Origin of the sequence: Oxalicibacterium faecigallinarum (assembly GCF_014635705.1) — a bacterium.
GTDB classification, from domain to species: Bacteria; Pseudomonadota; Gammaproteobacteria; order Burkholderiales; family Burkholderiaceae_D; genus Oxalicibacterium; species Oxalicibacterium faecigallinarum.
Map to the genome: position 1 here is coordinate 738072 of NZ_BMDI01000001.1, position 25153 is coordinate 763224.

21 protein-coding genes are annotated in these 25153 nt (G+C 55.3%); 10 read left to right on the top strand and 11 right to left on the bottom strand.

The window, feature by feature from the left end; all coding sequences use genetic code 11:
- Window positions 1–6: 6 nt before the first annotated feature.
- The 8 genes from selA to gntA form a co-directional block, all read right to left on the bottom strand.
- A complete protein-coding gene (selA, locus tag IEV29_RS03625; RefSeq protein ID WP_188379896.1) occupies window positions 7–1455 on the bottom strand; it encodes an L-seryl-tRNA(Sec) selenium transferase in 1449 nt (482 codons plus the stop codon).
- Window positions 1455–2468: a formate dehydrogenase accessory protein FdhE gene (fdhE, locus tag IEV29_RS03630; protein ID WP_188379897.1), complete on the bottom strand. Its 1014-nt coding sequence runs from the start codon at window positions 2466–2468 to the stop codon at window positions 1455–1457. Before fdhE ends, selA begins: the two co-directional genes overlap by 1 nt.
- 22 nt (window positions 2469–2490) lie before the next feature.
- The gene (locus tag IEV29_RS03635; protein ID WP_188379898.1) at window positions 2491–3111 is read right to left on the bottom strand and encodes a formate dehydrogenase subunit gamma; all 621 of its coding nucleotides are present in this window, start codon (window positions 3109–3111) and stop codon (window positions 2491–2493) included.
- Between the two features lie 9 nt (window positions 3112–3120).
- Window positions 3121–4068, bottom strand: a complete 948-nt coding sequence (fdxH, locus tag IEV29_RS03640; protein ID WP_188379899.1) for a formate dehydrogenase subunit beta — start codon at window positions 4066–4068, stop codon at window positions 3121–3123.
- Between the two features lie 12 nt (window positions 4069–4080).
- Window positions 4081–7152, bottom strand: a complete 3072-nt coding sequence (gene fdnG / locus IEV29_RS03645) for a formate dehydrogenase-N subunit alpha (RefSeq protein WP_188379900.1) — start codon at window positions 7150–7152, stop codon at window positions 4081–4083.
- A 90-nt stretch (window positions 7153–7242) separates the two neighbouring features.
- Window positions 7243–7536 (bottom strand): hypothetical protein, encoded by a 294-nt coding sequence (locus IEV29_RS03650; RefSeq protein ID WP_188379901.1) that lies wholly within the window; start codon window positions 7534–7536, stop codon window positions 7243–7245.
- A gap of 249 nt (window positions 7537–7785) precedes the next feature.
- Entirely contained in the window at window positions 7786–8388 is a 603-nt protein-coding gene (locus IEV29_RS03655; RefSeq protein WP_188379902.1) for a DUF1989 domain-containing protein, read from the bottom strand.
- Window positions 8388–9194 (bottom strand): guanitoxin biosynthesis heme-dependent pre-guanitoxin N-hydroxylase GntA, encoded by an 807-nt coding sequence (gene gntA, locus IEV29_RS03660; RefSeq protein WP_188379903.1) that lies wholly within the window; start codon window positions 9192–9194, stop codon window positions 8388–8390. Before gntA ends, IEV29_RS03655 begins: the two co-directional genes overlap by 1 nt.
- A 233-nt stretch (window positions 9195–9427) precedes the next feature.
- Between gntA and IEV29_RS03665 the strand changes: the two genes are divergently transcribed.
- Both IEV29_RS03665 and IEV29_RS03670 read left to right on the top strand, forming a co-directional pair.
- Window positions 9428–9712 carry a PsiF family protein gene (locus IEV29_RS03665; RefSeq protein ID WP_188379904.1) on the top strand — a complete coding sequence of 95 codons (285 nt, stop codon included), beginning with the start codon at window positions 9428–9430 and terminating at the stop codon, window positions 9710–9712.
- Window positions 9713–9882: 170 nt separating this feature from the next.
- Window positions 9883–10371: a gluconokinase gene (locus IEV29_RS03670; protein WP_188381055.1), complete on the top strand. Its 489-nt coding sequence runs from the start codon at window positions 9883–9885 to the stop codon at window positions 10369–10371.
- On the opposite strand, the gene IEV29_RS03675 is transcribed toward IEV29_RS03670, so the two are convergent.
- Window positions 10343–11416 carry an alpha/beta fold hydrolase gene (locus IEV29_RS03675; RefSeq protein WP_188379905.1) on the bottom strand — a complete coding sequence of 358 codons (1074 nt, stop codon included), beginning with the start codon at window positions 11414–11416 and terminating at the stop codon, window positions 10343–10345. The genes IEV29_RS03670 and IEV29_RS03675 overlap by 29 nt on opposite strands.
- A 67-nt stretch (window positions 11417–11483) precedes the next feature.
- Window positions 11484–12065 carry a M23 family metallopeptidase gene (locus tag IEV29_RS03680; RefSeq protein ID WP_188379906.1) on the bottom strand — a complete coding sequence of 194 codons (582 nt, stop codon included), beginning with the start codon at window positions 12063–12065 and terminating at the stop codon, window positions 11484–11486.
- A gap of 473 nt (window positions 12066–12538) precedes the next feature.
- Between IEV29_RS03680 and atzF the strand changes: the two genes are divergently transcribed.
- The 8 genes from atzF (at window position 12539) to urtE (ending at window position 24773) form a co-directional block, all read left to right on the top strand.
- Entirely contained in the window at window positions 12539–14359 is a 1821-nt protein-coding gene (gene atzF / locus IEV29_RS03685) for an allophanate hydrolase (RefSeq protein WP_188379907.1), read from the top strand.
- A gap of 25 nt (window positions 14360–14384) precedes the next feature.
- Window positions 14385–17984, top strand: coding sequence for an urea carboxylase (gene uca, locus IEV29_RS03690; protein WP_188379908.1), 3600 nt, complete (start codon window positions 14385–14387; stop codon window positions 17982–17984).
- Window positions 17985–18024: 40 nt separating this feature from the next.
- Window positions 18025–18747 (top strand): GntR family transcriptional regulator, encoded by a 723-nt coding sequence (locus tag IEV29_RS03695; RefSeq protein ID WP_188379909.1) that lies wholly within the window; start codon window positions 18025–18027, stop codon window positions 18745–18747.
- 329 nt (window positions 18748–19076) lie between these two features.
- A complete protein-coding gene (gene urtA / locus IEV29_RS03700) occupies window positions 19077–20330 on the top strand; it encodes an urea ABC transporter substrate-binding protein (protein ID WP_188379910.1) in 1254 nt (417 codons plus the stop codon).
- Window positions 20331–20477: 147 nt separating this feature from the next.
- Window positions 20478–22094 (top strand): urea ABC transporter permease subunit UrtB, encoded by a 1617-nt coding sequence (urtB, locus tag IEV29_RS03705; RefSeq protein ID WP_188379911.1) that lies wholly within the window; start codon window positions 20478–20480, stop codon window positions 22092–22094.
- Window positions 22091–23200, top strand: a complete 1110-nt coding sequence (urtC, locus tag IEV29_RS03710) for an urea ABC transporter permease subunit UrtC (RefSeq protein WP_188379912.1) — start codon at window positions 22091–22093, stop codon at window positions 23198–23200. The genes urtB and urtC overlap by 4 nt, the downstream gene beginning before the upstream one ends.
- Before the next feature lie 38 nt (window positions 23201–23238).
- Window positions 23239–24048 carry an urea ABC transporter ATP-binding protein UrtD gene (gene urtD / locus IEV29_RS03715; RefSeq protein ID WP_188381056.1) on the top strand — a complete coding sequence of 270 codons (810 nt, stop codon included), beginning with the start codon at window positions 23239–23241 and terminating at the stop codon, window positions 24046–24048.
- Between the two features lie 26 nt (window positions 24049–24074).
- A complete protein-coding gene (urtE, locus tag IEV29_RS03720) occupies window positions 24075–24773 on the top strand; it encodes an urea ABC transporter ATP-binding subunit UrtE (protein ID WP_188379913.1) in 699 nt (232 codons plus the stop codon).
- Between the two features lie 26 nt (window positions 24774–24799).
- Here urtE and IEV29_RS03725 read toward each other — a convergent pair whose 3' ends face one another.
- Window positions 24800–25147, bottom strand: coding sequence for a hypothetical protein (locus tag IEV29_RS03725; RefSeq protein ID WP_188379914.1), 348 nt, complete (start codon window positions 25145–25147; stop codon window positions 24800–24802).
- Between the last annotated feature and the right edge of the window lie 6 nt (window positions 25148–25153).

The window sequence follows — 25153 nt, forward strand, 5'->3', positions numbered from 1 at the left end:
CGTGCCTCATGCGAGTTGCGTATGTAAGGCGTCGAGTTGGATCAGCACGTCCTCTGCCCGGTCCAGACAGCGGCAATCGAGCAATAAGCGATCGTCGGATACGCGACCTATGATCGGAACGGGCAAGCGACGCAAGGCTTCAGCCAGACCATCCAGTGCCGAGCCGGTACCACGCTTGCCAGACAGAATCGGCGCAATTGCCAGTCCGCTCGATGGCAGACGGTCAACCGGTAATGAGCCGGACCCAATCTGACTCGACGTCTCTTGCAAACTCACCGTGTAACGCCCTGCCAGCGCAGTCTGCAAAGGTTGCAGCAAGGTGGCCGCCATTTGTGCCACCTGCTCTTGTGATCGTGTCAGCCAGCGCAAGGTAGGCAGATCACGGGTCAATAATTCCGGTTGCAGATACAGCATGAGCGTTGCCTCAAGTGCTGCCAGCGGCAACTTGGAAAGACGCAAGGCGCGCTTCATCGGAAACTTGCGAATACGTGTAATCAGGTCACGTTCGCCGACAATCAAACCTGCTTGCGGGCCGCCGAGCAATTTGTCGCCAGAGAACGTTACAACGCCACATCCGGCGGATAACATCTCCTGCGGTGTTGGTTCGTGTGGCAAACCATACTGCGCCATGTCGACCAGCGAGCCGCTACCCAGATCAGTCACCAGCGCAACGCCATGTTCGCGCGCAAGCGGCGCCAACTGGGCTTCGGTTACCGATGACGTAAAACCCTGTACCGCGTAATTGCTGGTGTGGACTTTCATCAACATCGCCGTGCGGGAAGTGATTGCACGTTGATAATCGGCCAGATGCGTGCGATTGGTCGTGCCGACTTCCACCATGCTGGCACCGGCGCTTGCCATGACATCCGGCATGCGAAAGGCACCGCCGATTTCGACGAGTTCACCACGCGAGACAATCACCTCCTTGCCACCGGCCAGAGCTGCAATCGATAGCAGCACGGCAGCGGCATTATTGTTGACGACCGTAGCGGCTTCTGCACCGGTAATCTCGCACAACAATCCTTCGACAATACTGTCGCGATCTCCTCGACCGCCGCTGGTCAGATCGTATTCAAGATTGTTCGGCCCCTCCATCATCGTTGTCAGGTGACGGATCGCAGTCTCGGGCAATACCGAGCGCCCCAGATTGGTATGAATGACAGTACCTGTCAGATTGATGACGCGCTGCATGCGCGGCGTTAGCCGTGCATCAATGGCTGTTTGCAGTTTGAGGGTCAGAGATTCGGGTTGAATCTCTTGTACTGGCAAGGCATCCACCTTGATCTGCGTACGAAGTTGCTCTAACAGATGACGCGCATGATCAGCGACAAGCGTATGTCCATGCGTAACAATGAGTGCCTGTGTTGCAGGCAATCGCAGCAGCTTGTCGATCGAAGGCAGATCCTGGGGCCTTGCCTTCGAGCCGTGAACCACGGACTCTCCGGTCGTTGCCATTAGTGGCCTCCGCCGGGATCAGTCTCGGGAGCTTCCGGATCGCCAAACAACAGCATCAGATTGATGCCGTGACGTTGAAAACCTGCTTCGGACACCAGCAGATCCAGTGTTAATGAAGCCAGGTCATCGGCCACAGGTTCGACGACCTGATTGCGCTCCATGCGCACTATCTTCAGATAATGACCGCATTCGTCACAGGTCTCGGCTTCGATGGCTTCCTTCTTTGCTGCTGCAGAGCTGACCTCTTCTGCCTGCAAGGACTGGTAGTGAATCCCCTTCGTTCCTTCGCAATGCGTACATTTGATACGCACTACATGCCACTGCGCAGAACACAGGGAACAATGTACGTAACGGTAAGTGCCATCCGCATCAATGCGTGAGATGGATGCTGTCGGCAGACTGCCGCAGCATGGACAACGCGTCGCATCGTCCGTACGACCAAATGGTGCGGTACGATCCGCGCCGTGCGCCTTTTGCACGGCGGTGACCATGTGTACCCAATAAACCTGCAGGCCAGCGGCAATCAGCGGCGCTGCAGCCATGTCGAGCCCGAACATGATGTTGTTCAACAGACGATCTGCCTGCTGTTCAATTTCCTGATCGGTCAGTTGCAGGACATTGCGAATAACCGTGCCTGCGGCTTCTTGCGTTTGCATGGCAGGCAACATGCCTTCAAGCATCTTGCGCAACACGGCAATCCACTGCGGATCGCGCGGCCATAGCGGTGCAGGCAATGCAGGCTTGCCGGCCATAGCGGCAGCCTCCAGTGCGGCAGTGTCAGGCAGTGAAACGGTTGGGAACGATTGCAATGCGACGTGTTGCGCATGTGCGATATCGGCGGCGAATAGAAGAAAATCACGCATTGCGTGATCATGCGCCACCTGGCGCAGACGGGCTTCCCGCGAGGAAAACAAGTCGAACGCCTGCGGCAAGCGCAGGAATTCGACCTGATGTCCGGCACGGACCGCGATTTCTTCAGGGCTGAGCAGTCTGCTCGCTTGGCTGATAGTCATGCAGCGATTGTGCCCTCAAAGATCATTCTTTTCCAGTGATTTTCTTGTACCAGAGCGGATGATGTTTGCGCGCCCAGTTCTCACTGACGGTGCCACGTGTCATCGCTTGTACGGATCCCTTGACCCAGATTGCTGCATAGATGTGAATGATCACGCTGACGATCAGCAAGGTTGCAGCAATCGCGTGAACCAGTACCGCAATCCGGCGCACGACAATCGGGAACAGATCGGCAAACCAAGGGCGCCAGAACATGAAGCCTGTCACAAGCAACAGGATCAGACTGATGCCGAAAATCCAGAACACGATCTTCTGTCCGGCATTGTATTTGCCAACCGGCGGCATGGCATCCTCATCGCCTTTCAGCAGATCAGGTGAATGCTTGAGCCAGGCCGTATCTTCTCTGGTCCAGAAATTGTCCCGCCAGACCTGAAAGAACAGGAACACGAAGCCCAGCACCATCAACACGCCAAAGAACGGGTGCAGGATACGCGTCCATGAACCGCCACCAAACAAGGCACTGAAGAAGTACATCGAGGGATGGAAAATTGCCAGACCCGACAGGCCGGCGCAGATAAACAGGATGGCCACCGCCCAGTGATTCATGCGGGTGGCATCACCATATCGACGAATGCGTTTGGTCATGTCGGTCTCCTAGACGATGTCAGCATCGTTCTTGCGTCGCTCTGCAGCCAGACGCTCGGCTTCGCTTTTCTCTTCCTCGTCAGCGTGTGCATCCGCATCCAGCGGGCCAACCTTGATGTAATGGAAGAAACCAGCGAACGCCGCGCCGATCATGGCAGCAACGGCCAGCGGCTTGGCAGCGCCCTTCCACAACGCAACCAACGGGCTGATGGTCGGATTTTCCGGCAAGCCGTGATACAGCTTCGGCTGATCGGCATGTTGCAACACATACATCACGTGTGTGCCGCCAACGCCTTGCGGGTCATAGACACCGGCATTTTCGTAGCCGCGCTCCTTCAGATCGACGATCCTGTCAGCCGCATACTCATGCATTGCCTCTTTCGTACCGAAGCGAATTGCACCGGTCGGGCAAGCCTTCACGCATGCTGGCTCCAGACCGACTGTAACGCGGTCGGAACACAACGAGCACTTATAGGCCTTGTCGTCTTTCTTGCTGATACGCGGCACATCGAACGGGCAGCCGATCACGCAATTACCGCAACCGATGCAGTTTTCACTGATGAAGTCGACAATGCCGTTGGTATATTTGACGATCGCGCCTGGTGCCGGACAGGCTTTCAGACAGCCAGGATCTTCGCAGTGCATGCAGCCATCCTTGCGGATCAGCCATTCCAGTCGCGTGCCTTCATCCTTGACCGGCATTTCGACTTCGGAATAACGCATGACTGTCCATGATTCCGGCGTCAGATCACGCGGATTATCGTAGGTACCGTGCGTTTCGCCGACTTCGTCACGCAAGTCGTTCCATTGCATACAAGCGACCTGACATGCCTTGCAGCCAATGCAACTTGGCACGTCAATCAGTTTCGCCAGTGCCGGCGCATTACTACGCACCTGCGGCGTCGGCGTGGTGGTCGCCGAGCGCAGTGCGATATCGAGGGATTGTAGTGATGACATGTGCGTTCTCCCTTATGCCTTCTCGATGTTGACGGTGAACGACTTGTACTCAGGCGTGTTCGTATTGGCATCGCCAACGAACGGCGTCAGTGTATTGACCAGATAGCCTTTCTTGGCCACACCCACAAAGCCCCAGTGATTGGGCAAGCCCACGGTATCGATCTTCTTGCCATCCACATCCAGTTGCGGAATACGTTTGCTGACCACGGCAACACACTTGATGAAGCCGCGATTTGACGAGACCTTGACCCAGTCGCCATTGGCGATCCCCTTGGCCTTGGCCAGCTCTTCGCCGATTTCGACGAATTGCTGCGGCTGGATGATCGCCGAGGTCTTGACGTTTTTGGTCCAGTAGTGGAAATGCTCGGTCAGTCGATAGCTGGTCGCAACGTAAGGGAATTTATCCGGCTTGCCAAAAGCCTCCATGTCATTCTTGAAGACACGCGCTGCCGGATTGGCACGCGCCTTCGCATTGTTCGGATGCATTGGATTGTTGACCAATGGTGATTCGAACGGCTCATAGTGCTCCGGTAACGGACCGTCTGCCATGCCGCTTGGTGCGAACAGACGCGCCACGCCTTCCGACGTCATGATGAACGGCTGGACACGATCCGGATCATTTGGATTGGCATCCGGACGAATATCCGGAATATCCGAACCGCCCCACGTCGTGCCATTCCACTGCACCAGCTTACGTGTGGCATCCCATGGCTTGCCATCCGGCGCTGACGATGCGGCGTTGTACAGGATGCGGCGGTTGGCTGGCCATGCCCAGGCCCAGTTCAACGTCTGACCTATGCCCCACGGATCGGAGTTGTCGCGACGTGCCATCTGATTGCCCGCCTGCGTCCAGCTACCGGCATAAATCCAGCATCCGCAAGCCGTACTGCCATCGTCACGCAATAGACCGAAGCCGGACAACTGCTCGCCCGACTTTGCCAGCACCTTGGTTGCATCCTTCGGATCGAACACATCACCCAAGGCTTTGCCATTGAATTCCATGGCCAACTCTTGAGGCGACGGACTGTGTGGAATCTTGTACGGCCAGGTCAGATTCAGGATCGGATCTGCCCATGCACCGCCCTCCTTCTGGTAAGCGGTCTTCATGCGATGGAACAGATCACCGATGATCTCGGCATCACCACGCGCTTCACCCGGAGGTTCCGCGCCTTTCCAGTGCCATTGCAGCCAGCGACCGGAATTGGTCAGCGAACCATCTTCTTCTGCAAAACAGACGCAAGGCAGACGGAACACTGTGGTCTGGATTTCTTCCGTCTTGACGTCGTTGTACTCGCCATGGTTCTTCCAGAACTCGGCAGTCTCCGTCGCCAGTGGATCGATGCTGACCAGGAACTTGAGTTTGGACAGACCGGCAATGATCTTGCCCTTGTTCGGGAAAGAGCCGACCGGATTGAAACCCTGACAGATGTAGCCATTCATCTTGCCCTGATTCATCAGCTCGAAGGCCTGCAAAATGTCGTAAACCTTGTCCAGCTTGGGCAGATAATCGAATGCCCAGTTATTTTCTGCGGTCGCCGCATTTCCCCACCACGCTTTTTGCAAGCTGACGAAGAACTTCGGATAGTTCTGCCAGAAGCTCATCTGGTTAGGACGCAAAGGCTTGAGCGCGCGCGGCTTGTAGTAGGTTTCCAGATCCTGCTCGGCTTCGTTCGGCAGCGACAGGTAGCCAGGCAAGGAGTTGGACAGCAATCCAAGGTCGGTCAGACCCTGAATATTGCTGTGACCACGCAAGGCGTTCATGCCACCGCCTGCAATACCGATATTGCCGAGCAACAGCTGCATGATGGCCGCGGTACGGATCATCTGCGAGCCCTGGCTATGTTGTGTCCAGCCCAGCGCGTACATGATGGTCATGGCCTTGTTTGGCACTGCAGTCTCGGCAATCATGCTGCACACCTTAAGGAACTTGTCCTTCGGCGTACCGGTAATGCGACTGACCAGTTCCGGCGTGTAGCGCGAGTAATGCTGCTTCATGATCTGCAGCACGCAGCGCGGATTTTCCATTGTCATATCGACTTTGGCGAATCCCTGCTCGTCCAGCTCGTAAGCCCATTTTTTATTGTCGTAGCGTCGCTTGGTTTCGTCGTAGCCAGTGAACAGGCCATCCTCGAAGCCATAGTCCGCGCCGACAATAAACGTCGCGTTGGTGTAATGACGAACGTATTCCGTCTGAATCTTGTTATTGGACAGCAGATAGTTGAGCACACCACCGAGGAAGGCGATATCACTACCCGCGCGAATCGGCGCATAGTAATCGCTCATCGCAGCCGAACGCGTATAGCGCGGATCGACAACGATCAGACGTGCCTTGTTGTGATGCTTTGCTTCAATAACCCATTTGAAACCGCAAGGATGGGCTTCGGCGGCATTACCGCCCATGATAAGTACGAGATCGGCGTTTTTGATGTCAACCCAGTGGTTGGTCATCGCGCCTCGTCCAAACGTCGGAGCCAGACTGGCTACCGTAGGACCGTGTCAGACCCTCGCCTGATTGTCGAAGACGAGCATCCCCATCGATCTCATCACCTTATGGGTGATGTAGCCGGTTTCATTGGGAGATGCTGAAGCAGCCAGCATGCCGGTTGTCGTCCAGCGATTGACCAGCTTGCCGTCGTCGGTGCGGGCGACAAAATTGGCGTCGCGATCTTCTTTCATGAGCTTGGCAATGCGCGCCATCGCGGTGTCCCACGAAATGCGCGTCCACTCCTTGCTGCCGGGCTCGCGGACTTCCGGATACTTGAGGCGTAAAGGACTATGAACAAAGTCCAGCAGACCAGCGCCTTTCGGGCACAGTGTGCCACGATTGACCGGGTGATCCGGATCGCCTTCGATATGCATGATGCTGGCGGTGACGTTCTTGGCCTTATCGCCAAGGCTGTACATGATGAGGCCGCAACCTACCGAACAATACGGACACGTATTCCGTGTCTCCGTCGCGCGCGAGAGTTTGAATTGTCGCGTCTCGGCCAGCGCTTCCGTCGGCGAAAAGCCGAGCGCAACCAGGCTTGAGCCCATCAGGCCCGCCGTCGTCACGCGGAAAAACTGCCTTCGGTTCATGTCCATCTGATCACCTCCTTGAATAAAGCGTTTCTTTTGAACGCGTCGTATTGAAAACTGGCGAGACCGCAAGGTAACAGGCTCGCTTCATTCTCCCTACTTGCTTGGCGTCGGGCCATTTCCATCCCCACCTGTGCTGGCTGGCGAATCCGTCTTGGAAGCGCCCTCGTCATCCTGGTGGGTACTGCTCACGCCACCAATGGCTGTACCGCCATCCGCCGGTCCGGAACCGGGAACGGCATCAGGTAACGTGCTGGGTGCGGGGGTAATGGAATTGGAACTGGATGCAGCATCAGCCGCCGACGGCGTACTGGCTGGCGATTTACTGTCGCAGGCAGCGAGAGCAAACAGTGCGAGCACGAGACTCGTATAGGTGTACAGCTTATTCATTGGCTATCCCGAACGTGATGTGAAACATCTAATTCGCCCCCAATGTTGGGGTTTGGCTATTTTTAATATAACAGGCATATCGGCAAGGTTCAATGCGCTTTGCACCAAAATGTGCATGAAAGAAATTGAACCTGCCCTGTTTGTAAGCATCACGTAAGTCAGCAAGCTTGCCTGACGAAGCGATGCATATCACTACGAACTGGACATGCAGTAGGGAAATTAGTTCTTGAGAGAAGAGCGAAAGGCAGGCTATTCGCGGATTTCAATATCGATCGGCTTGAAGGAGTGATTATTGGACATTTCCGCCGAACAGGCCGTGACACCAGCGATCAGATCCATTTCTGCGCGCAGCTCAATGAACTGACCCGCCTTGGACAAAGGTGGTCCTATCGTCAACTCGCCGTCGGGCGCAACCACCACATTCATGAAAATATTAAACGTAGTGGGAATGCGATCGGGCGCGATACCGAACGGTGCCAGATTATTGACAAGATTCATGAAACAACTCGGATGCGGCTCATGATTACCGTAGATGATCTGGAAAGTCTCCGGGCTGCATGGCGTCAGAAGGAAATCGTGCCGCCCGACCTGATCTTCCAGAATGGTGAACATTGGATTGCTGCGGTTGGAATACAGAATATGGCCGGTGGTGACATAAATCGTATTGGCATAATCAATCGTTCTGCCCGAAGACAGCACTTCATCAAGATCATCTTCCCGAAATGCCATGAGGTCGGAAACCTGCTCTCCCATCGGATCAATCACGCGCAGTATCTGCCCGCGTTTCAGTCGAAAAGCCGTACCACTTTGTCGCTCGATATGGCGACATTCCAGCGTATGTGAATGTGTCATCAGTCTTTCTTTCCCGATTCAAAAGCCTTTTTGCTGAATGGACACTTCCATTCCTGTTCGACTACCCTGCCCGCGTACTGACGGGCATCCGACATGGTGCCGTACTCGCTCAGGCTTTGGTTTACAAATCCCTGCAGCTTCTCCTCACGCGATCGGATCACTTGTTGCATGCGTTCAAAACGCCCTTCCTTGCGCAGCCTTTCAAACTGAGCATGGAGATTGAACACGAGTGTCGGCCAGGCAAAGCGGCGTGTATAACGTGATGCCGCCGGATGCATACCGACGACGAAAAAGCTGTGTTCGGAAAAGCTGAAGGCAAAATGCGGATTGTCCGGATCATCGCTTACCGCCGGATCCCAGGCGTGCAAAGGTGCATCGATTTCATGCAGTTGCTGTAATTGCTGCCAAAGCAATTGCTCAAATTGCTGTTCCGATTCGATGATTGGATTCGAAAAGGTTGCGACAAAAGTCGAAAATTCGCCATTCAGTTGCGGTTGTTCCTGTAGGAAGTGGAACAGATCATGTGCCAGCCCCGCCGTCGCTTTTTTGCTGCCCAATTTGTCGTAATGGCCGATGCGATAACCTCCTTGCTGAATGGCAGATTTCGCGCCCACGCAGGAAAACTGTGGATTCAATACCAGCGAACGGAAGGAATCATGGATGAAATCAAGCAATACCTCCGGCTTTTCATTCAACTCGTCGCCAGCCACCAGTTTCTTGTCAATAAATGCCGCGTAATTGCTACTTTCGATCGCGTCTCTGCTATCGAAGGGATTTTTCTGTCTTGATAATGTCTCGCTCTGCATTCTTTTCACCCGAAATAGTCGATGAAATCAACATAAACGATGACGAAGGGCGATGGATATCGGACAACTTCCGCAATCGATGTAGGGCTTCATGAAGCTGCGAGATGAATATCTGGCCAGCCGTTCGTTTGCGAAAATTGACACCGCATGCGGAGGATTTCGTGCTGTAATGCCTGGGCTGACCAGTCAGCACAAAAACAACCAGAATTGCACGGAATGAAAGGGATTTCACCATGAAAAAATTGCTTGGAATTTCCGCTTTATTGCTACCAATGCTTCTTTCTACGGCGCATGCCGAGACAGAGCAGCAGCAAAAAATGACAACCTGCAACAAGGAGGCGACCGGTTTGAAGGGAGAGGAACGCAAGGCATTCATGAAAAGCTGCCTGAGCAAACCAAAGGTCTCCGAGGCACAACAGGCGCAACGCGACAAGATGACAGCCTGCAATGCACAAGCCAAAGATAAGAAAGGTGACGAACGCAAGGCATTTATGAGCACCTGCCTCAAAGGTAACTGACGCAAGCTTCAACAGCAGCATGATCGAGCCCGCAACTTGCGGGCTTTTATTTTGCTCCGCTTACGTGCGTGAGCGCATAAAAGCAGCATGACGATACATGCTAGAGTGAAGTCTCTATCAACGGACTAAAGTGAGCAAAACCATTGATCCCGAGTCGCCGTATTGTTGTCATGGGTGTTTCCGGCTGTGGAAAGAGTGCAATTGCCAAACTTCTGGCTGAACGATTGTCGTGCGATTTTATTGAAGGCGATGACGCACATTCGCAAGAAAATATCAGCAAGATGTCTGCAGGCATCCCTCTCACAGATGCTGATCGTCATGACTGGCTAATCACACTCAAACAGACTTTGCGGCATCATGCCGCTGCGGATATGAGCGTTGTCCTCACCTGTTCTGCACTCAAACGTCGCTATCGTGATTGTTTGCGCGAAGGTGATCCGCAAGTATTCTTCGTCCATCTGCATGGCGACCACGATTTGATCGTACAACGCATGCAATCGAGAAATCGACACTTCATGCCCTCGACCTTGCTCAACAGCCAGTTTGCTGACTTGGAACCCTTGCAAGCCGACGAACATGGCATCGTACTGGATGTAAAACACTCCCCAGACGAACTGGTAGAGCAAGCCTTCAACGCGTTAAAGGTTGTCCTTGTTTAGGTTGCGTTAAAACCAATCCATTGAGCAACGCCGCATGAAAGCGGTCTGCCTCCTGAATTTGTGGCGAGTGTCCCAGATACTCAAACTCGATCAACTTTGCATTGGGAATCGCAGCCGCTGCCGCCTTGCCCAATGCAGCGTAATTACCGAGATAACCACGCATTGCAGGCGGTGCAAAGTTCTTGCCAATCGCGGTATTGTCTTTAGTACCAATCAGCAGCAATGTCGGCACGGTTAGTGTGGGGAACTCATAAACGACCGGTTGCGTGTAAACCATTTCATACGTCAAGGCAGAATTCCACGCCACGATTTCCCTGCCGGGACCTGCGTACATACCTGCCTGCATATTGACCCAGCGATCAAACTCCGGACGCCATTGGCCCACGTAGTACGTGCTCTGCTGATAGTTGCGAATCCCTTGTGCATTGGTTTTCAGCTCGTTTTCATACCATTGGTCGGGCGTCAGATAAGGCACGCCTTTGGTTTTCCAGTCTTCCAGACCAATCGGATTGACCATGACAAGCTGCTCCGTTTGCTGCGGGTACTGCAAGGCATACCGTGTTGCCAGCATGCCGCCCATCGAATGGCCCATCACCGTCACCCGCTGGATACCAAGGCTTTGTAATAAGGCATTGGTATTGGCTGCCAATTGATGAAAGCTGTACTGATAGTGATCCGGTTTGCTCGATTTGCAGAATCCAATCTGATCCGGTGCAATCACGCGATATCCAGCGCCGGTCAGAGCCGTGATCGTACCTTCCCAGGTTGCTGCGCAAAAATTCTTGCCATGCATGAGTACGACGGTCCGGCCATTTGCCTGATCCGGCTGAGTGGGCGAGATATCCATGTAACGCATTTGCAGCGCTCTTCCCTGTGAGGTGAATGCGTAGGTCTTCACTTCAAACGGGTATGTAAAACCTTCCAGCTCAGCGCCATAAGCAGGCGACGCAGGTGTCATCTGTGCCGATGCGATGAACGGCCATCCCAGCACGAGTGTAGCGACGAATAAATAACGAGCGGATAAACAAGAGGAGATTAGGACCATGGCGATATCCTGAAAGTGAATGAGCGACTTATCGAGTACCCAAGTACCACTTTGGTTCCGCCATATATCACGGTGTGACTGGTCCGGAGGCTTCCGGTTTCAGCAAGGGATAGGGATTGAATGCCCCATTCTTGTAAATACCGTAATGCAGATGCGGCGGCGTGCCGCGTGCATTTCCGGTATTGCCCACCATCCCCAGCATCGTGCCCGGCACGACACGATCGCCGGTCTTGATGTCGGCATAGTCGTCAAGATGGGCGTAATAGTGTCGTTGTCCAGCGGGCCCCAATACCCAGACCACCTTGCCACCCAGATTATTGGTACCGACACTGGTGACAATGCCTTCCGTCGTCGATCTGACCGGTGTGCCACGCTTGGCAAAAATATCGATGCCCTCATGTACCCGTCCGCCACTGCGCGATGCATTCCAGGTGTCACGCAACTGTTTTTCCGTTACGCCATCGACAGGAATAGGCAAAGACATCGGTGCCTCCATCATGGACAGCTTAACGATATAGAACGGTGTTTTGGAAATGGGAGGGAGATGAGGCCACGCCAGCCAGCCGAGAAAAAGCAACAGACCCCATACGATCACGGTGCGCCAGCGTGAGGTGCGAGGTTTAACCGGAAAGTGTGTGGTCTGAGTCATGGGAGTCAGACCACATGAAGCATCATGCGTTCTACTCACTATCTGGCATTAACGACAAGATGGGTAAAAACGGAAGGCATTGACGTGCCGAATCTATTGCAGCCGCAATCTGTAAAGCAATATCACCGGCGCACAACGTGCCGTTGACTGCTTCTACAAGCCGTGTTCGCGCAGCTTCATCTGGCGCCATATGCTTGCATGTGCGTTCGGCTGCTGCGCCTGCTTCGCCAATACACGACTACGACCGCAGCAGCATCTGTGGATCCCATATACACAGATAAATTTCCATCAGGACATGTTCGTTGCCATCTGAATTGGTGCGGTCGATCCGAATGATGTGCAATTCAAGTGCATGCGCATCACCCTCCTCTCGTTCCACATCCAAAAAACGAACATTTTTGGGGCTTGTTATTGAATAAATACATGGCACAGGATTTGCTGAATCCCATCTTGTACACAAGAAGGGATACCAAATGCTCGGATGGACAATCAAGGACTGGCAACACGCCTATCAAGAGGGAAATACACCTGCCGCGTTACTTGGCAAACTGCTCGCATCACTTCCCACACCGGATGCAGCATGGATTTCCGTCATCAATCAATCGATGCTGGATACACAGCTCGCGAAACTGGCTGACAAGCTCGCAGCCGTTGGCGGTGATCGCACCAAGCTGCCCCTGTACGGTGTGCCTTACGCAGTCAAGGACAATATAGATGTAGCCGGCCTGCAAACCACTGCGGCCTGCCCTGCCTTTGCCTATTCGCCGGATCGCGATGCAACAATCGTGCGCAGACTGGCTGATGCCGGTGCCATCGTTATCGGCAAGAGCAATCTCGATCAGTTTGCGACCGGCCTTGTCGGGGTTCGTTCGCCATACGGCATTCCAACCAATACCTTTGATCCAGCCTATGTTTCAGGTGGATCGAGTTCCGGTTCTGCATCGCTGGTTGCGCGTGGCATCGTCCCGTTCTCGTTAGGCACCGATACAGCCGGCTCCGGCCGTGTCCCTGCCGGCCTGAACAACATCGTTGGTCTGAAACCGACAAGAGGCGCATTCAGCAATACCGGTGTCGTCCCAGCCTGTCGCACTTTGGATTGCGTCTCGATCTTCGCAACCACATGTGATGACGCAGTGACGGTTTATGACGTTGCGGCTGCACTTGATTTGACCGACGGCCTTTCACGTGCCATGCCGGCCGATACACAAAGCCGCCGTCTGCCGGCCAAGCCGCGCTTCGGCATCCCCGCTGCTCCGGAATTTTATGGCGATAAATTGGCAGCTGAAGAATTTGCCAAAGCCATTAAAAAACTGGAAGAACAGGGAGCAACCTGTACCCCGGTTGATTTCTCGCTGTTCGATGAGGTCACTCAATTGCTGTATGACGGTGCATGGGTAGCCGAACGTTACGCCGCAATTGAGGACTTTGCGAAAACACAGGAAAGCGAAATACATCCCGTCGTACGCGACATCATCTTCAAGGCCAGACAGTTCAGCGCCGCCGATGCGTTCAATGGCGTGTATCGCCTTGCCGACCTCAAGCGTCAGGCCGATGCATTGCTCGCTCAATTCGATGGTCTGGTCGTACCAACAGCACCGACGCATCATCGTATTGACGCTGTACTGGCTGATCCGATCCGACTCAACAGCCAGATGGGCAAGTACACCAACTTCGTCAATCTGCTGGACTGGAGCGCCTTTGCCGTCCCCGCCAGCTTGCGTAAGGATGGTCTGCCTTTTGGCATTACCTTTATCGCCGATGCATGGCGTGAACGCGCATTGGGTATCTTCGCCGCACAGTGGCATGCAGCTACAGGCCTCGCGCGTGGGGCAACTGGCCTGCCACTTGCCCTTTCTGCAATGCCATCTGATGCACTCAACACACCTGCCGAAGCCGGCATGATCCGCGTCGCGGTCGTCGGTGCCCATCTGCGTGGCATGCCGCTCAATCACGAGCTGACCTCGCGTAACGCCCGCTTTGTCGACGCCACCACCACCGCAGACAACTATCGTCTGTACGCGCTCGCCAATACGACGCCGCCCAAACCTGGACTGCTGCGCGCAGACAAAGGTGCGGCCATCCGTATCGAGTTGTGGGATGTCCCGGCGGAAGCGTTCGGCTCTTTCGTCGCAGGTGTGCCTGCGCCGCTCGGCATCGGCACGCTGACGCTGGCCAATGGCAGCAGCGTCAAAGGATTTATCTGCGAGCCAGCCGGTCTCGAAGGTGCCACCGACATCACCGAACTGGGCGGCTGGGCGGCTTATATCGCCAGCAAGCAAAAAGCCAATTCCTGAATTCCATCATCCAAGGATCAATCGCATGTTCAATACCGTCCTGATCGCAAACCGCGGTGAGATTGCCTGTCGCATCGCGCGTACCCTCAAGAAAATGAACATCCGTTCGGTCGCCGTCTATTCCGACGCCGATCGCAACAGCCTGCACGTCTCTGCCGCCGATGTTGCCGTCTCGCTCGGCGGGCAGACAGCAGCAGAAAGTTACTTGCGTGCCGATCTCATCATCGCAGCGGCCAAGCAGACTGGCGCGCAGGCGATCATTCCTGGCTATGGCTTTCTTTCAGAGAACGCTGACTTTGCAGCACGGTGCGAAGCCGAAGGTATTGCCTTCGTCGGCCCGACGCCGCAACAGATGGAACAATTCGGCCTCAAGCATGCCGCGCGCGAACTGGCGGAAAAAGCCGGCGTGCCACTGGTGCCGGGCTCCGGTTTGCTGCCTGATCTGGCATCAGCACAGGCGCGTGCCAGCGAGATCGGCTATCCGGTCATGCTCAAGAGTACCGCTGGTGGCGGTGGCATCGGCCTGACACGTTGCAACAGCGAAGCCGAACTGATTGCCGCATTCGAATCGGTGCAGCGTCTTGGTCAATCCTTCTTCGCCAATGCTGGCGTGTTTGTCGAACGGTTCGTCGCCAACGCACGTCACGTTGAAGTGCAGATCTTTGGCGATGGACGCGGTAACGTGATTGCGATCGGCGAACGTGACTGCTCGCTGCAACGCCGTAACCAGAAAGTCGTCGAAGAAACGCCCGCGCCGGGATTGTCGGATGAACTGCGCCGTGCCCTCCTCGCCTCCGCGGAAAATCTGGGCCGCTCGGTCGGTTATCGCTCTGCGGGTACGGTCGAGTACATCTTCGACTCCGAGAAGCAGGCGTTTTACTTCCTTGAGGTCAACACTCGCCTGCAGGTCGAACACGCGATCACCGAAAGCGTGACCGGCATCGATCTGGTCGAGTGGATGATCATGACTGCAGCCGGCAATCCGCCATTGCTTGATCGTCGCATCGCCTCAAAGGGGGCATCGATCGAAGTGCGTGTCTATGCAGAAAATCCCTTGCGCAACTTTGCCCCGAGTCCTGGCACGCTGACAGAAGTCTTCTTCCCCGCTGATATTCGTGTCGATGGCTGGGTCGAAACCGGCACCGAAGTATCGGCACATTACGATCCGATGATTGCCAAACTGATCGTGCACGGCAAGGATCGTGATGAGGCAATTGCCGCGATGTCACGTGCGCTCGATGCCACGCGTTTGTCCGGCATCGCCACCAATCTCGACTATCTGCGACAGGTGGTTGGCAGCGCCGGCTTTAAGGCCGGCGATGTCTCCACACGTTATCTGGACAGCTTTGACTATCGTCCGAACGTCGTTGAAATTATCGACGCCGGTACCTACACCACGGTGCAAGACTATCCGGGTCGTGTCGGTTACTGGGATATTGGTATGCCGCCATCCGGCCCGATGGATGACTGGGCGTTCCGTCTGGCCAATCGTATCGTCGGCAACCAGCCGCATGCAGCCGGCATCGAAACCACCGTACTCGGCCCGACATTACGCTTCCATTGCGATACCGTGATTGCGCTGACAGGCGCACCGACCGACGCCACTCTCGATGACGCCGCCATTGCCTTCTGGATGCCGATCAACGTCAAGGCAGGCCAGGTACTCAAGGTCGGCAAAGCTACCAGCGGTTGCCGCAGCTATCTGGCCGTTCGCAACGGTCTTGATCTGCCGGTGTATCTGGGCAGCCGTGCCACGTTTGCACTGGGCCAGTTTGGTGGACATGCCGGTCGCACATTGCGACCGGGCGACGTGCTGCCGGTTGCCAATCCGGACTTGCCGGCAACGGCGGACTTGAAGCCACTGTACGACCCTGCACCGCTGCCATCCGGTCTGGTTCCCGAGTACGGCAAAACCTGGGAAATCGGTGTGCTGTACGGCCCGCATGGTGCACCGGACTTCTTCACACAGGAATCGATCGAAACCTTCTTCGCCAGCGAATGGGAAGTACATTACAACTCCAATCGTCTCGGCATTCGTCTCAATGGTCCGAAGCCATCCTGGACGCGTTCCGATGGTGGCGAAGCCGGCCTGCATCCATCCAATGTGCATGATTGCGAGTACGCAATCGGCAGCATCAACTTCACCGGTGATATGCCCGTCATCCTGACGCGCGATGGCCCGAGCCTTGGCGGCTTCGTCTGCGCTGCCACCATTGTCAAGGGCGAACTCTGGAAAGTCGGCCAGGTCAAGCCGGGCGACAAAATCCGCTTTGTTGAAATGTCGTTTGACGAAGCACTGGCGCTGGAGCAACGTCAGGATGCCTTCCTGCAGAACATGAATGCGGGTCTGCTCAAGCCCCCCGTGTTTTCCAAGAAGCGGGGCGAACCAATCCTGTTTGAACAGGCAGCCCAAGGCGAACATCCGAAGACGGTATTCCGTCAGGCAGGCGACAAGTACATCCTGATCGAGTACGGTGAAAACATTCTCGACCTGAATCTGCGCTTCCGCATCCACGCACTGATGGAAGCGCTCAAGCGCGATGCACACGACGGCATTCTTGAACTGTCCCCAGGCGTGCGTTCTTTGCAGGTCCGGTATGACAGCCGCATCATTCCACAAGCCGCACTGGTCAAGGTACTGGCCGACACCGATGGTGATCTCAGCGGCATCGCTACCATGCAGGTAGCCAGCCGCGTGGTTTACCTGCCAATGGCGTACAACGATTCGGCCACGCTGGATGCAGTCGCACGCTATCGCCAGTCGGTACGTGACACGGCACCGTGGTTGCCAAGCAATACCGAATTCATTCGCCGCATCAACGGACTGGGTTCCGAAAACGATGTGCGCGACACGATCTATGAAACCAGCTACATGGTGCTCGGTCTGGGTGACGTATATCTCGGCGCGCCATGTGCCGTCCCTGTCGATCCGCGTCATCGCCTGCTGACCTCCAAGTACAACCCTGCCCGCACCTACACCGCTGAAGGCACGGTCGGCATCGGTGGTGTCTACATGTGCATTTACGGTATGGACTCCCCCGGTGGTTACCAGTTGGTTGGCCGCACGCTGCCGATCTGGAACAAGTTCATGAAGAACAAAGCCTTCATCGATGGCAAGCCATGGTTGCTGCGCTTCTTTGATCAGGTACGTTTCTATCCCGTGACGGAAGAAGAGCTCGATGCACTGCGCAACGATTTCCGCGAAGGTCGCAGCGGCGTGCAGATCGAGGAGGAAATATTCGATCTCGGCAAATACAACGCCTTCCTGCAACGTATCGAGCCGGAAATGGAAGGCTTCCGCGCCAGGCAGAAAGCCGCATTCGATCTGGAAGTTGCACGCTGGGCCAGCGAAGCCGACACGGCGGCTGCCGCGATGGCTGCACAACGTCCGGTCGATGCAGCCGAGCTGACTGGCTCGGTCGTTTCGGCAGATATCACCGGCAATGTCTGGAAGTTGATTGCCGAAGCCGGCGCAACCGTCAAGGCGGGTGATCCGCTGCTGATTCTGGAAGCCATGAAGATGGAATTCCATATCTCGGCACCATGCGATGGCATTGTCAAGAACTTCCATTGCAAGCCCGGCATGATGATCAATGCGGGCGATCCACTGGTTTCCATCGAGTAAGCACAGACAGTCCCACAACCGCACGCAACGAGGCATCGGCATGATCGATATCAAGGCACCAGCCACGACCGGCAAGAACGCCAACAATCTGGCCGTTCAGATTTATACGCAATTGAAGGCGGACATTTTCGATTTCCGTTTGCTACCCGGTGACAAGTTCAGCGAAGGCGACATTGCGACCCGCATGCAGGTCAGCCGCACACCGGTACGTCAGGCCTTGTTCTGGCTGCAACGCGAAGGTTACGTGGATGTGCACTTCCGTAGCGGCTGGCAAGTACGCAGCTTCGATTTCAAGTATTTCGAAGACTTGTATGAAGTCCGCATCATGATGGAAACCGCCGCCATCGGAACGCTGGTTCAGCGTAATGAAACCCACAAGCTCGACACCTTGCGTGAAATCTGGTGCGGCCCTGCTTCCACTCATCTTGGCGAACCCGGCAAGGTAGCGGCACTGGACGAAGCCTTCCACGCACGACTGGTTGCGGCGATCGACAACCATGAAATGGTACGCATGCATCAGGACGTGACCGAACGTATCCGCATCATTCGCCGCCTCGACTTTACCAAGGCACCCCGTATCGATGCGACCTATCGCGAGCACGCCGACATTCTTGATCTCATTGCGGCTGGCAACGCGGCCTCCGCCCAGCAGATGCTGAGTGAACACATCGCTGAAAGTCGCGATGAGGTCAAACGCATCACGCTCTTCATGCTGCAGAACGCACGCACACAGTACGGATCGCAGGCAACGAGCAACGCTTGATTCCACGGGATGCACCAGCACGACACGATGGCGCATCAATGGTGCATGCAATGCACAACATGGTTAACAAATCACCGTTCATGCACGCGAAATCCATCAGTAGAACGTCATTTTCCCAGGCGAAGCAGATTGATTTGCCCAATGCAACGATTGTTAACAACTGGTCTGGAATTTGCTTTTGAAAACAGGTCTTGTATCCAAGATGAAATACAACAAAACGTTCATCTGACATACCCGATGCAGTCCAAGAAATACGTTTGTATGCAGGTTGTTTTTTCGTGGTTTTTGTTTGTCCCTCGTTTCGTTCAATTACTTAGGAGCACACCAATATGTCACGTCGTCTGATCCTGAAAGCAACCGCACTCGGTGCCTTCACACTTGCTGCTTCATCCTGGATGCCGTCTGCCTTTGCAGCCGACACCATCAAGGTCGGCATCCTGCATTCGCTGTCCGGCACCATGGCAATCTCGGAAACCTCGCTGAAAGACGTCGCCCTGATGGCGATTGAGGAAATCAACGCAAACGGTGGTGTCATGGGCAAGAAGCTTGAGCCTGTGGTCGTCGATCCCGCATCCAACTGGCCACTGTTCGCCGAACGCGCACGTCAGCTGATCTCGCAAGACAAGGTGTCGGTGGTCTTCGGCTGCTGGACCTCTGTCTCGCGCAAATCGGTTCTGCCAGTCTTCAAGGAACTGAACAGCCTGCTGTTCTATCCCGTGCAATACGAAGGTGAAGAACTCGAGAAAAACGTGTTCTACACCGGCGCAGCGCCAAACCAGCAAGCGATCCCGGCAGTTGAATACCTGATGTCGAAAGAAGGCGGCGAAGCCAAGCGTTTTGTCCTGCTCGGTACCGACTATGTCTATCCACGCACCACCAACAAGATCCTGCGCGCCTTCCTGCATAGCAAGGGCGTGAAGGATTCCGATATCGATGAGGTCTATACCCCGTTCGGCCATTCCGATTATCAGACCATCGTTGCCAATATCAAGCGCTTCTCGGCTGGCGGCAAGACGGCTGTGATTTCCACCATCAACGGCGACTCCAACGTGCCATTCTACAAAGAGCTGGGTAATGCAGGTCTGAAGGCAACTGATGTTCCCGTCGTTGCATTCTCGGTCGGTGAAGAAGAACTGCGTGGCGTCGATACCAAACCGCTGGTTGGTCACCTCGCTGCATGGAACTACTTCCAGTCCGTGAAGAATCCGGTCAATGCCGACTTCATCAAGAAATGGAAAGCCTACGCGGTCGCCAAGAAATTGCCGAACGCCAGCACCGTCGTGACCAATGATCCGATGGAAGCAACCTACGTTGGCATCCACATGTGGAAGCAGGCTGTCGAAAAAGCCAAGTCGACCGATACCGACAAGGTCATCGCAGCGATGGCTGGTCAAACCTTCAAGGCACCATCGGGCTACACGCTGAAGATGGATGAAACCAATCACCACCTGCACAAGCCTGTGATGATCGGCGAGATCCGTGCCAACGGTCAGTTCAATGTCGTCTACAAGACCAAAGAACCGATCCGTGCACAACCCTGGAGCCCATACATCAAGGGTAACGAGGGCAAACAGAAGATGTAATTGCAACAAGCTGGTTGCATGCGCTGCCGATGCGCGTGTAACCAGCAGCATCCCTGATCGTCATCGTCGGGCAGCGCCGCTGCATGCTGCCCGATTCTGCAAATGCTCCGACGAATGACTTTGATCGTTCGCACATCAAGAGTTGCCATGACACGTTTTTCAAGAATCTTTTCTCAGGCATGGCTGGTCGCCCTGCTCTGTCTGAGCGCGGTTACTGCGCATGCAGCGATCGACCGCGCCCTGCTCGAGCCGCTGGGTGGCGACGATCCGGATGCGCGGATCGAAGCTGTCGGCCTGATCGCTGCGCTCGCCAATGCTGATGCGCGCAAGGTGCTCGACGCGCTCAACCGCGAAACACTGTATGTCACACCGGCAGGCGATGTACTGGTCGTTGGCGACAGTGATGCCTGGAACCCGGCCACGGATGAAACCATCGCCATTCCCGACGATGCCGAAGACATCAGCGTCAACAATCGCCTGCGCGGCGTATTGCAAGGCGCGCTGTCCGGCATGCGCCTGTTTTCCGATGATCGCAGCGAACGCATCGCTGCCGCACGCAGCATGCTGCGCAACGCCGATCCCGCGCAATTGCCACTGGTCGACAAGGCCTTGGCGAAGGAAGACGATACACAAGTCATCGATCTGCTGCATCAGGTGCGCGCCATTGCCAACTTGCATTCAGAGAACGCCAGTGAACGCAAGGAAGCCCTGATCGCCTTGCGCAGTACAACCGATGCCAGCCTGATGGCCACCTTCAAGCAGATGGCCGAGAAAAGTGGCGACGGCAACTATGCGGAACCGGATGCAGGCGTACGTGCCGAAGCAGCCAAAACCATGGCTGCCTTGCAAAATCATTTACGTGTCACCGACTTTGCAGGCAAAGTGTTTTATGGCCTGTCGCTTGGCAGCGTGCTATTGCTGGCAGCACTCGGTCTTGCCATCACCTTCGGTCTAATGGGCATCATCAACATGGCGCATGGCGAGATGTTGATGATCGGTGCCTACACCACCTACGTCTGCCAACTGATTTTTCGCAATTACTTTCCGGATGCAATCGATGCCTATCTGGTTGTCGCCCTGCCCGCCGCCTTCATCGTAACCGCTGCAGTTGGTATCGTCATCGAGCGTCTGGTGATTCGCTGGTTGTACGGACGTCCGCTGGAAACACTGCTTTGCACTTGGGGCATCAGCCTGATGCTGATGCAAACCGTACGCTCGATCTTTGGGGCGCAAAACGTGGAAGTGGCCAACCCCAGCTGGATGTCCGGCGGCTTTACGGTACTGGGTTCACTGTCGCTCTCGTGGAACCGCATCGTGATCATCGCGTTCTCGCTGCTGGTCGTACTCGCTGTCTGGCTGATCCTGAACAAGACGCGTCTCGGGCTGTTTGTGCGCGCCGTTACGCAGAATCGCCGCATGGCTGACTGCGTCGGCGTCTCGACCGGTCGGGTCGACATGATGACTTTCGGACTTGGCTGCGGCATCGCCGGTCTTGGTGGCGTCGCGCTGTCGCAGCTTGGCAATGTCGGACCTGATCTCGGTCAAGCCTATATCGTCGATTCCTTCATGGTCGTGGTACTAGGCGGCGTGGGACAACTGGCCGGGACCGTCATCGCCGCATTCGGACTCGGCGAGGTCAACAAATTCCTCGAGCCGGTTGCCGGTGCCGTGCTGGCCAAGATCGCGATTCTTGTCGTGATCATCATCTTCATTCAAAAGCGTCCGCAAGGCCTGTTTGCGCTGAAAGGCAGGAGTGTGGAATGAGTACCCTCGTGATCAAGGAATCCCTTTTCTCCCGTCCGGCCATGATTGGCATCATCCTCTGCGGCATCGTGCTGGCCGCCTTGCCGATCATGAATCTGCTGTTTCCCTACGGCCATGCCCTGCACATCTCGAGCTATACCATCGGTCTGATCGGCAAGTTCATGTGCTATGCAATGGCAGCACTGGCGCTTGATCTGGTGTGGGGTTACACCGGCATCCTGTCGCTTGGCCACGGCGTATTCTTTGCGCTGGGTGGTTACATGCATGGCATGTATCTGATGCGCGCCATTGGCAAGGATGGTGTCTATCAAAGTCATTTGCCAGACTTCATGGTGTTCCTGAACTGGAGCGAATATCCGTGGTACTGGTGGATGACCGAGCACTTCTGGTTTGCGATGCTGCTGGTTGTACTGGTACCAGGCGCCCTGGCCTTCTTGTTCGGTTACTTTGCTTTCCGCTCGCGTATTAAGGGCGTGTACTTCTCGATCATCACGCAGGCGATGACCTTTGCCTTCATGCTGCTGTTCTTCCGCAATGACACGGGCTTTGGCGGCAATAACGGCTTTACCGACTTCAAGCGCATTCTCGGCTTCTCGATCACGGCACCGGAAACCAAGGCTGTCCTGTACCTGGTCACACTGGCTGCCCTGCTTGGCGCGCTCTTCCTGTGCCGTGCCATCGTCACATCCAAACTCGGACGCGTGTTGCAGGGTGTGCGTGATTCCGAATCGCGCCTGATGTTCATCGGCTATAACCCGCTGTGGTTCAAGCTGTTTGTCTGGACCTTGTCCGCAGTCCTGTGTGGGATTGCGGGCGCCTTGTATGTGCCGCAGGTCGGCATCATCAATCCGTCGGAAATGTCGCCGGCCAATTCGATTGAAATGGTGATCTGGACTGCCGTCGGTGGTCGTGGCTCGCTGATCGGACCGATCATCGGTGCCTTCAGCGTCAATGGTCTGAAGAGCTGGTTCACTGCTGCCTTCCCTGATCTCTGGCTGTATGCACTGGGCCTGATCTTCATCCTGGTCACACTGTTCATGCCGCAAGGCATTCTCGGCGTGGTGCAGAAACTGAAGAAACGCTCAAAAGAAGGAGACGCCGCATGAAGGTCAGGAACCCTATTGGCCATGATGGCGTGATCGCAATGCCGGGTGGTGATCAGGCAGAAGCCAACTACGGACGCGTCAAACCGGAAGGCCTGGATACCGCCCATGGTGCGATCCTGTATATGGAAGATATCGTCGTCAACTTCGACGGTTTCAAGGCCATCAACAATCTGAATCTGGACATCTCCGTCGGTGAACTGCGTTGCATCATCGGTCCCAACGGTGCCGGCAAGACGACCATGATGGATGTCATCACCGGCAAGACACGCCCGACTTCCGGCACGGTTTTCTTCGGCCAGACCATCGATCTGACCCGCATGACCGAATACGAAATCGCACATGCAGGTATTGGCCGCAAGTTTCAGCGCCCCACCGTTTTCGAGCAACATACTGTGTTTGAAAATCTTGAACTCGCGATGAAGATGGACAAGCGCGTCAAGACCACCTTGTTTGCTCGCCTGAATGCAGAGCAGCGCGATCGTATCGATGAAATCCTGCGCCTGATTCGCCTGAACGGTCAGGAACGTCGTCCCGCCGGCCTGCTCTCGCACGGCCAAAAGCAGTGGCTGGAAATCGGCATGCTGCTGATGCAGGAGCCGCTGTTGCTTTTACTCGATGAACCAGTCGCTGGCATGTCCGATGCGGAAACTGCACGTACGGCAGAACTGCTGAATGAATTGCGCGGCAAACATTCCATCATGGTGGTTGAGCACGACATGGGCTTCGTCGAGGAGATCGCGCAAGGCGGCAAGGTCACGGTGTTGCATGAGGGCTCGGTACTGGCCGAGGGAAATATGCAGCAGGTGCAGTCAAATGAACGCGTGATCGAAGTCTATCTGGGTCGCTAGGGATCAACCAAATCCACGGGAACACTATGCTGCAAGTCGATCAACTCAATCAATACTATGGCGCGGCGCATACGCTGCGCGGCGTTTCACTGTCGCTGGAAAAAGGCAAGTGCATGACGCTGCTCGGTCGCAATGGCGTCGGCAAGACGACGCTGCTCAAATGCCTGATGGGTGTATTGCCGGTCGCCAAAGGCAGCATTACGCTCGAAGGTCAGGACATCACACGCCTGAAGCCGCATCAGCGCGCCGCGCTCGGTATCGCTTACGTGCCGCAAGGTCGTGAAATCTTCGCGCGCCTGACCGTCGAAGAAAATCTGCTGATGGGCATGGCAACCAAGTCGGGACGCAAGGCATCGACAATCCGTGGCGAAGTCTATGAGCTGTTTCCGGTATTAAAAGAGATGCTGCATCGACGAGGCGGCGACCTGTCTGGCGGACAGCAACAGCAACTGGCGATCGCACGTGCCCTGCTTGCCGATCCCAAACTGATCATCCTGGATGAACCTACCGAAGGCATTCAGCCCTCCATCATCAAGGATATCGGCCGTGTCATTCGCCTGCTGCGTGAACGTGGCGATATCGGCATCCTGCTATGCGAGCAGTACTTCGATTTCGCACGCGAACTGGCCGATGACTTCATCGTCATGTCGCGTGGCGAAGTCGTTGCCAGCGGTACACAAGATCAGATGGATAGCGATGATGTAAAAAGACACCTTGCTGTCTGATATTCAGAACGAAATCGCCTGTTCCTCTACTTGATGCAGCTCGTCATGAGAAAAACCGGCATGGCACACCACACGATGCCCAGCGTCGCAAGGATGGCAATGCCCAGGCGAGCAAAAGGCAGCAAGCCTTGCGGCTGACGTTGCAAGCCAAGCAAGGTGCGCCAAAGCATGCTCAGGGCAGCAACCAAGACAAGCGCGCTGATTGCCACGAGCATCACGCTTACTGCCGGTAGTCCACCCCACTCCCTATTGGCAAGTGCCGTATCGCAGGCAACCGCCGAAAAGGCGTAGATGCCGAACAGATAAACGCCCCAGAGAATCAATGGTGCATTGGCATCGAGCAGTGGTTGAAAGAATCTGTCTTCATGTCGCATGGCACG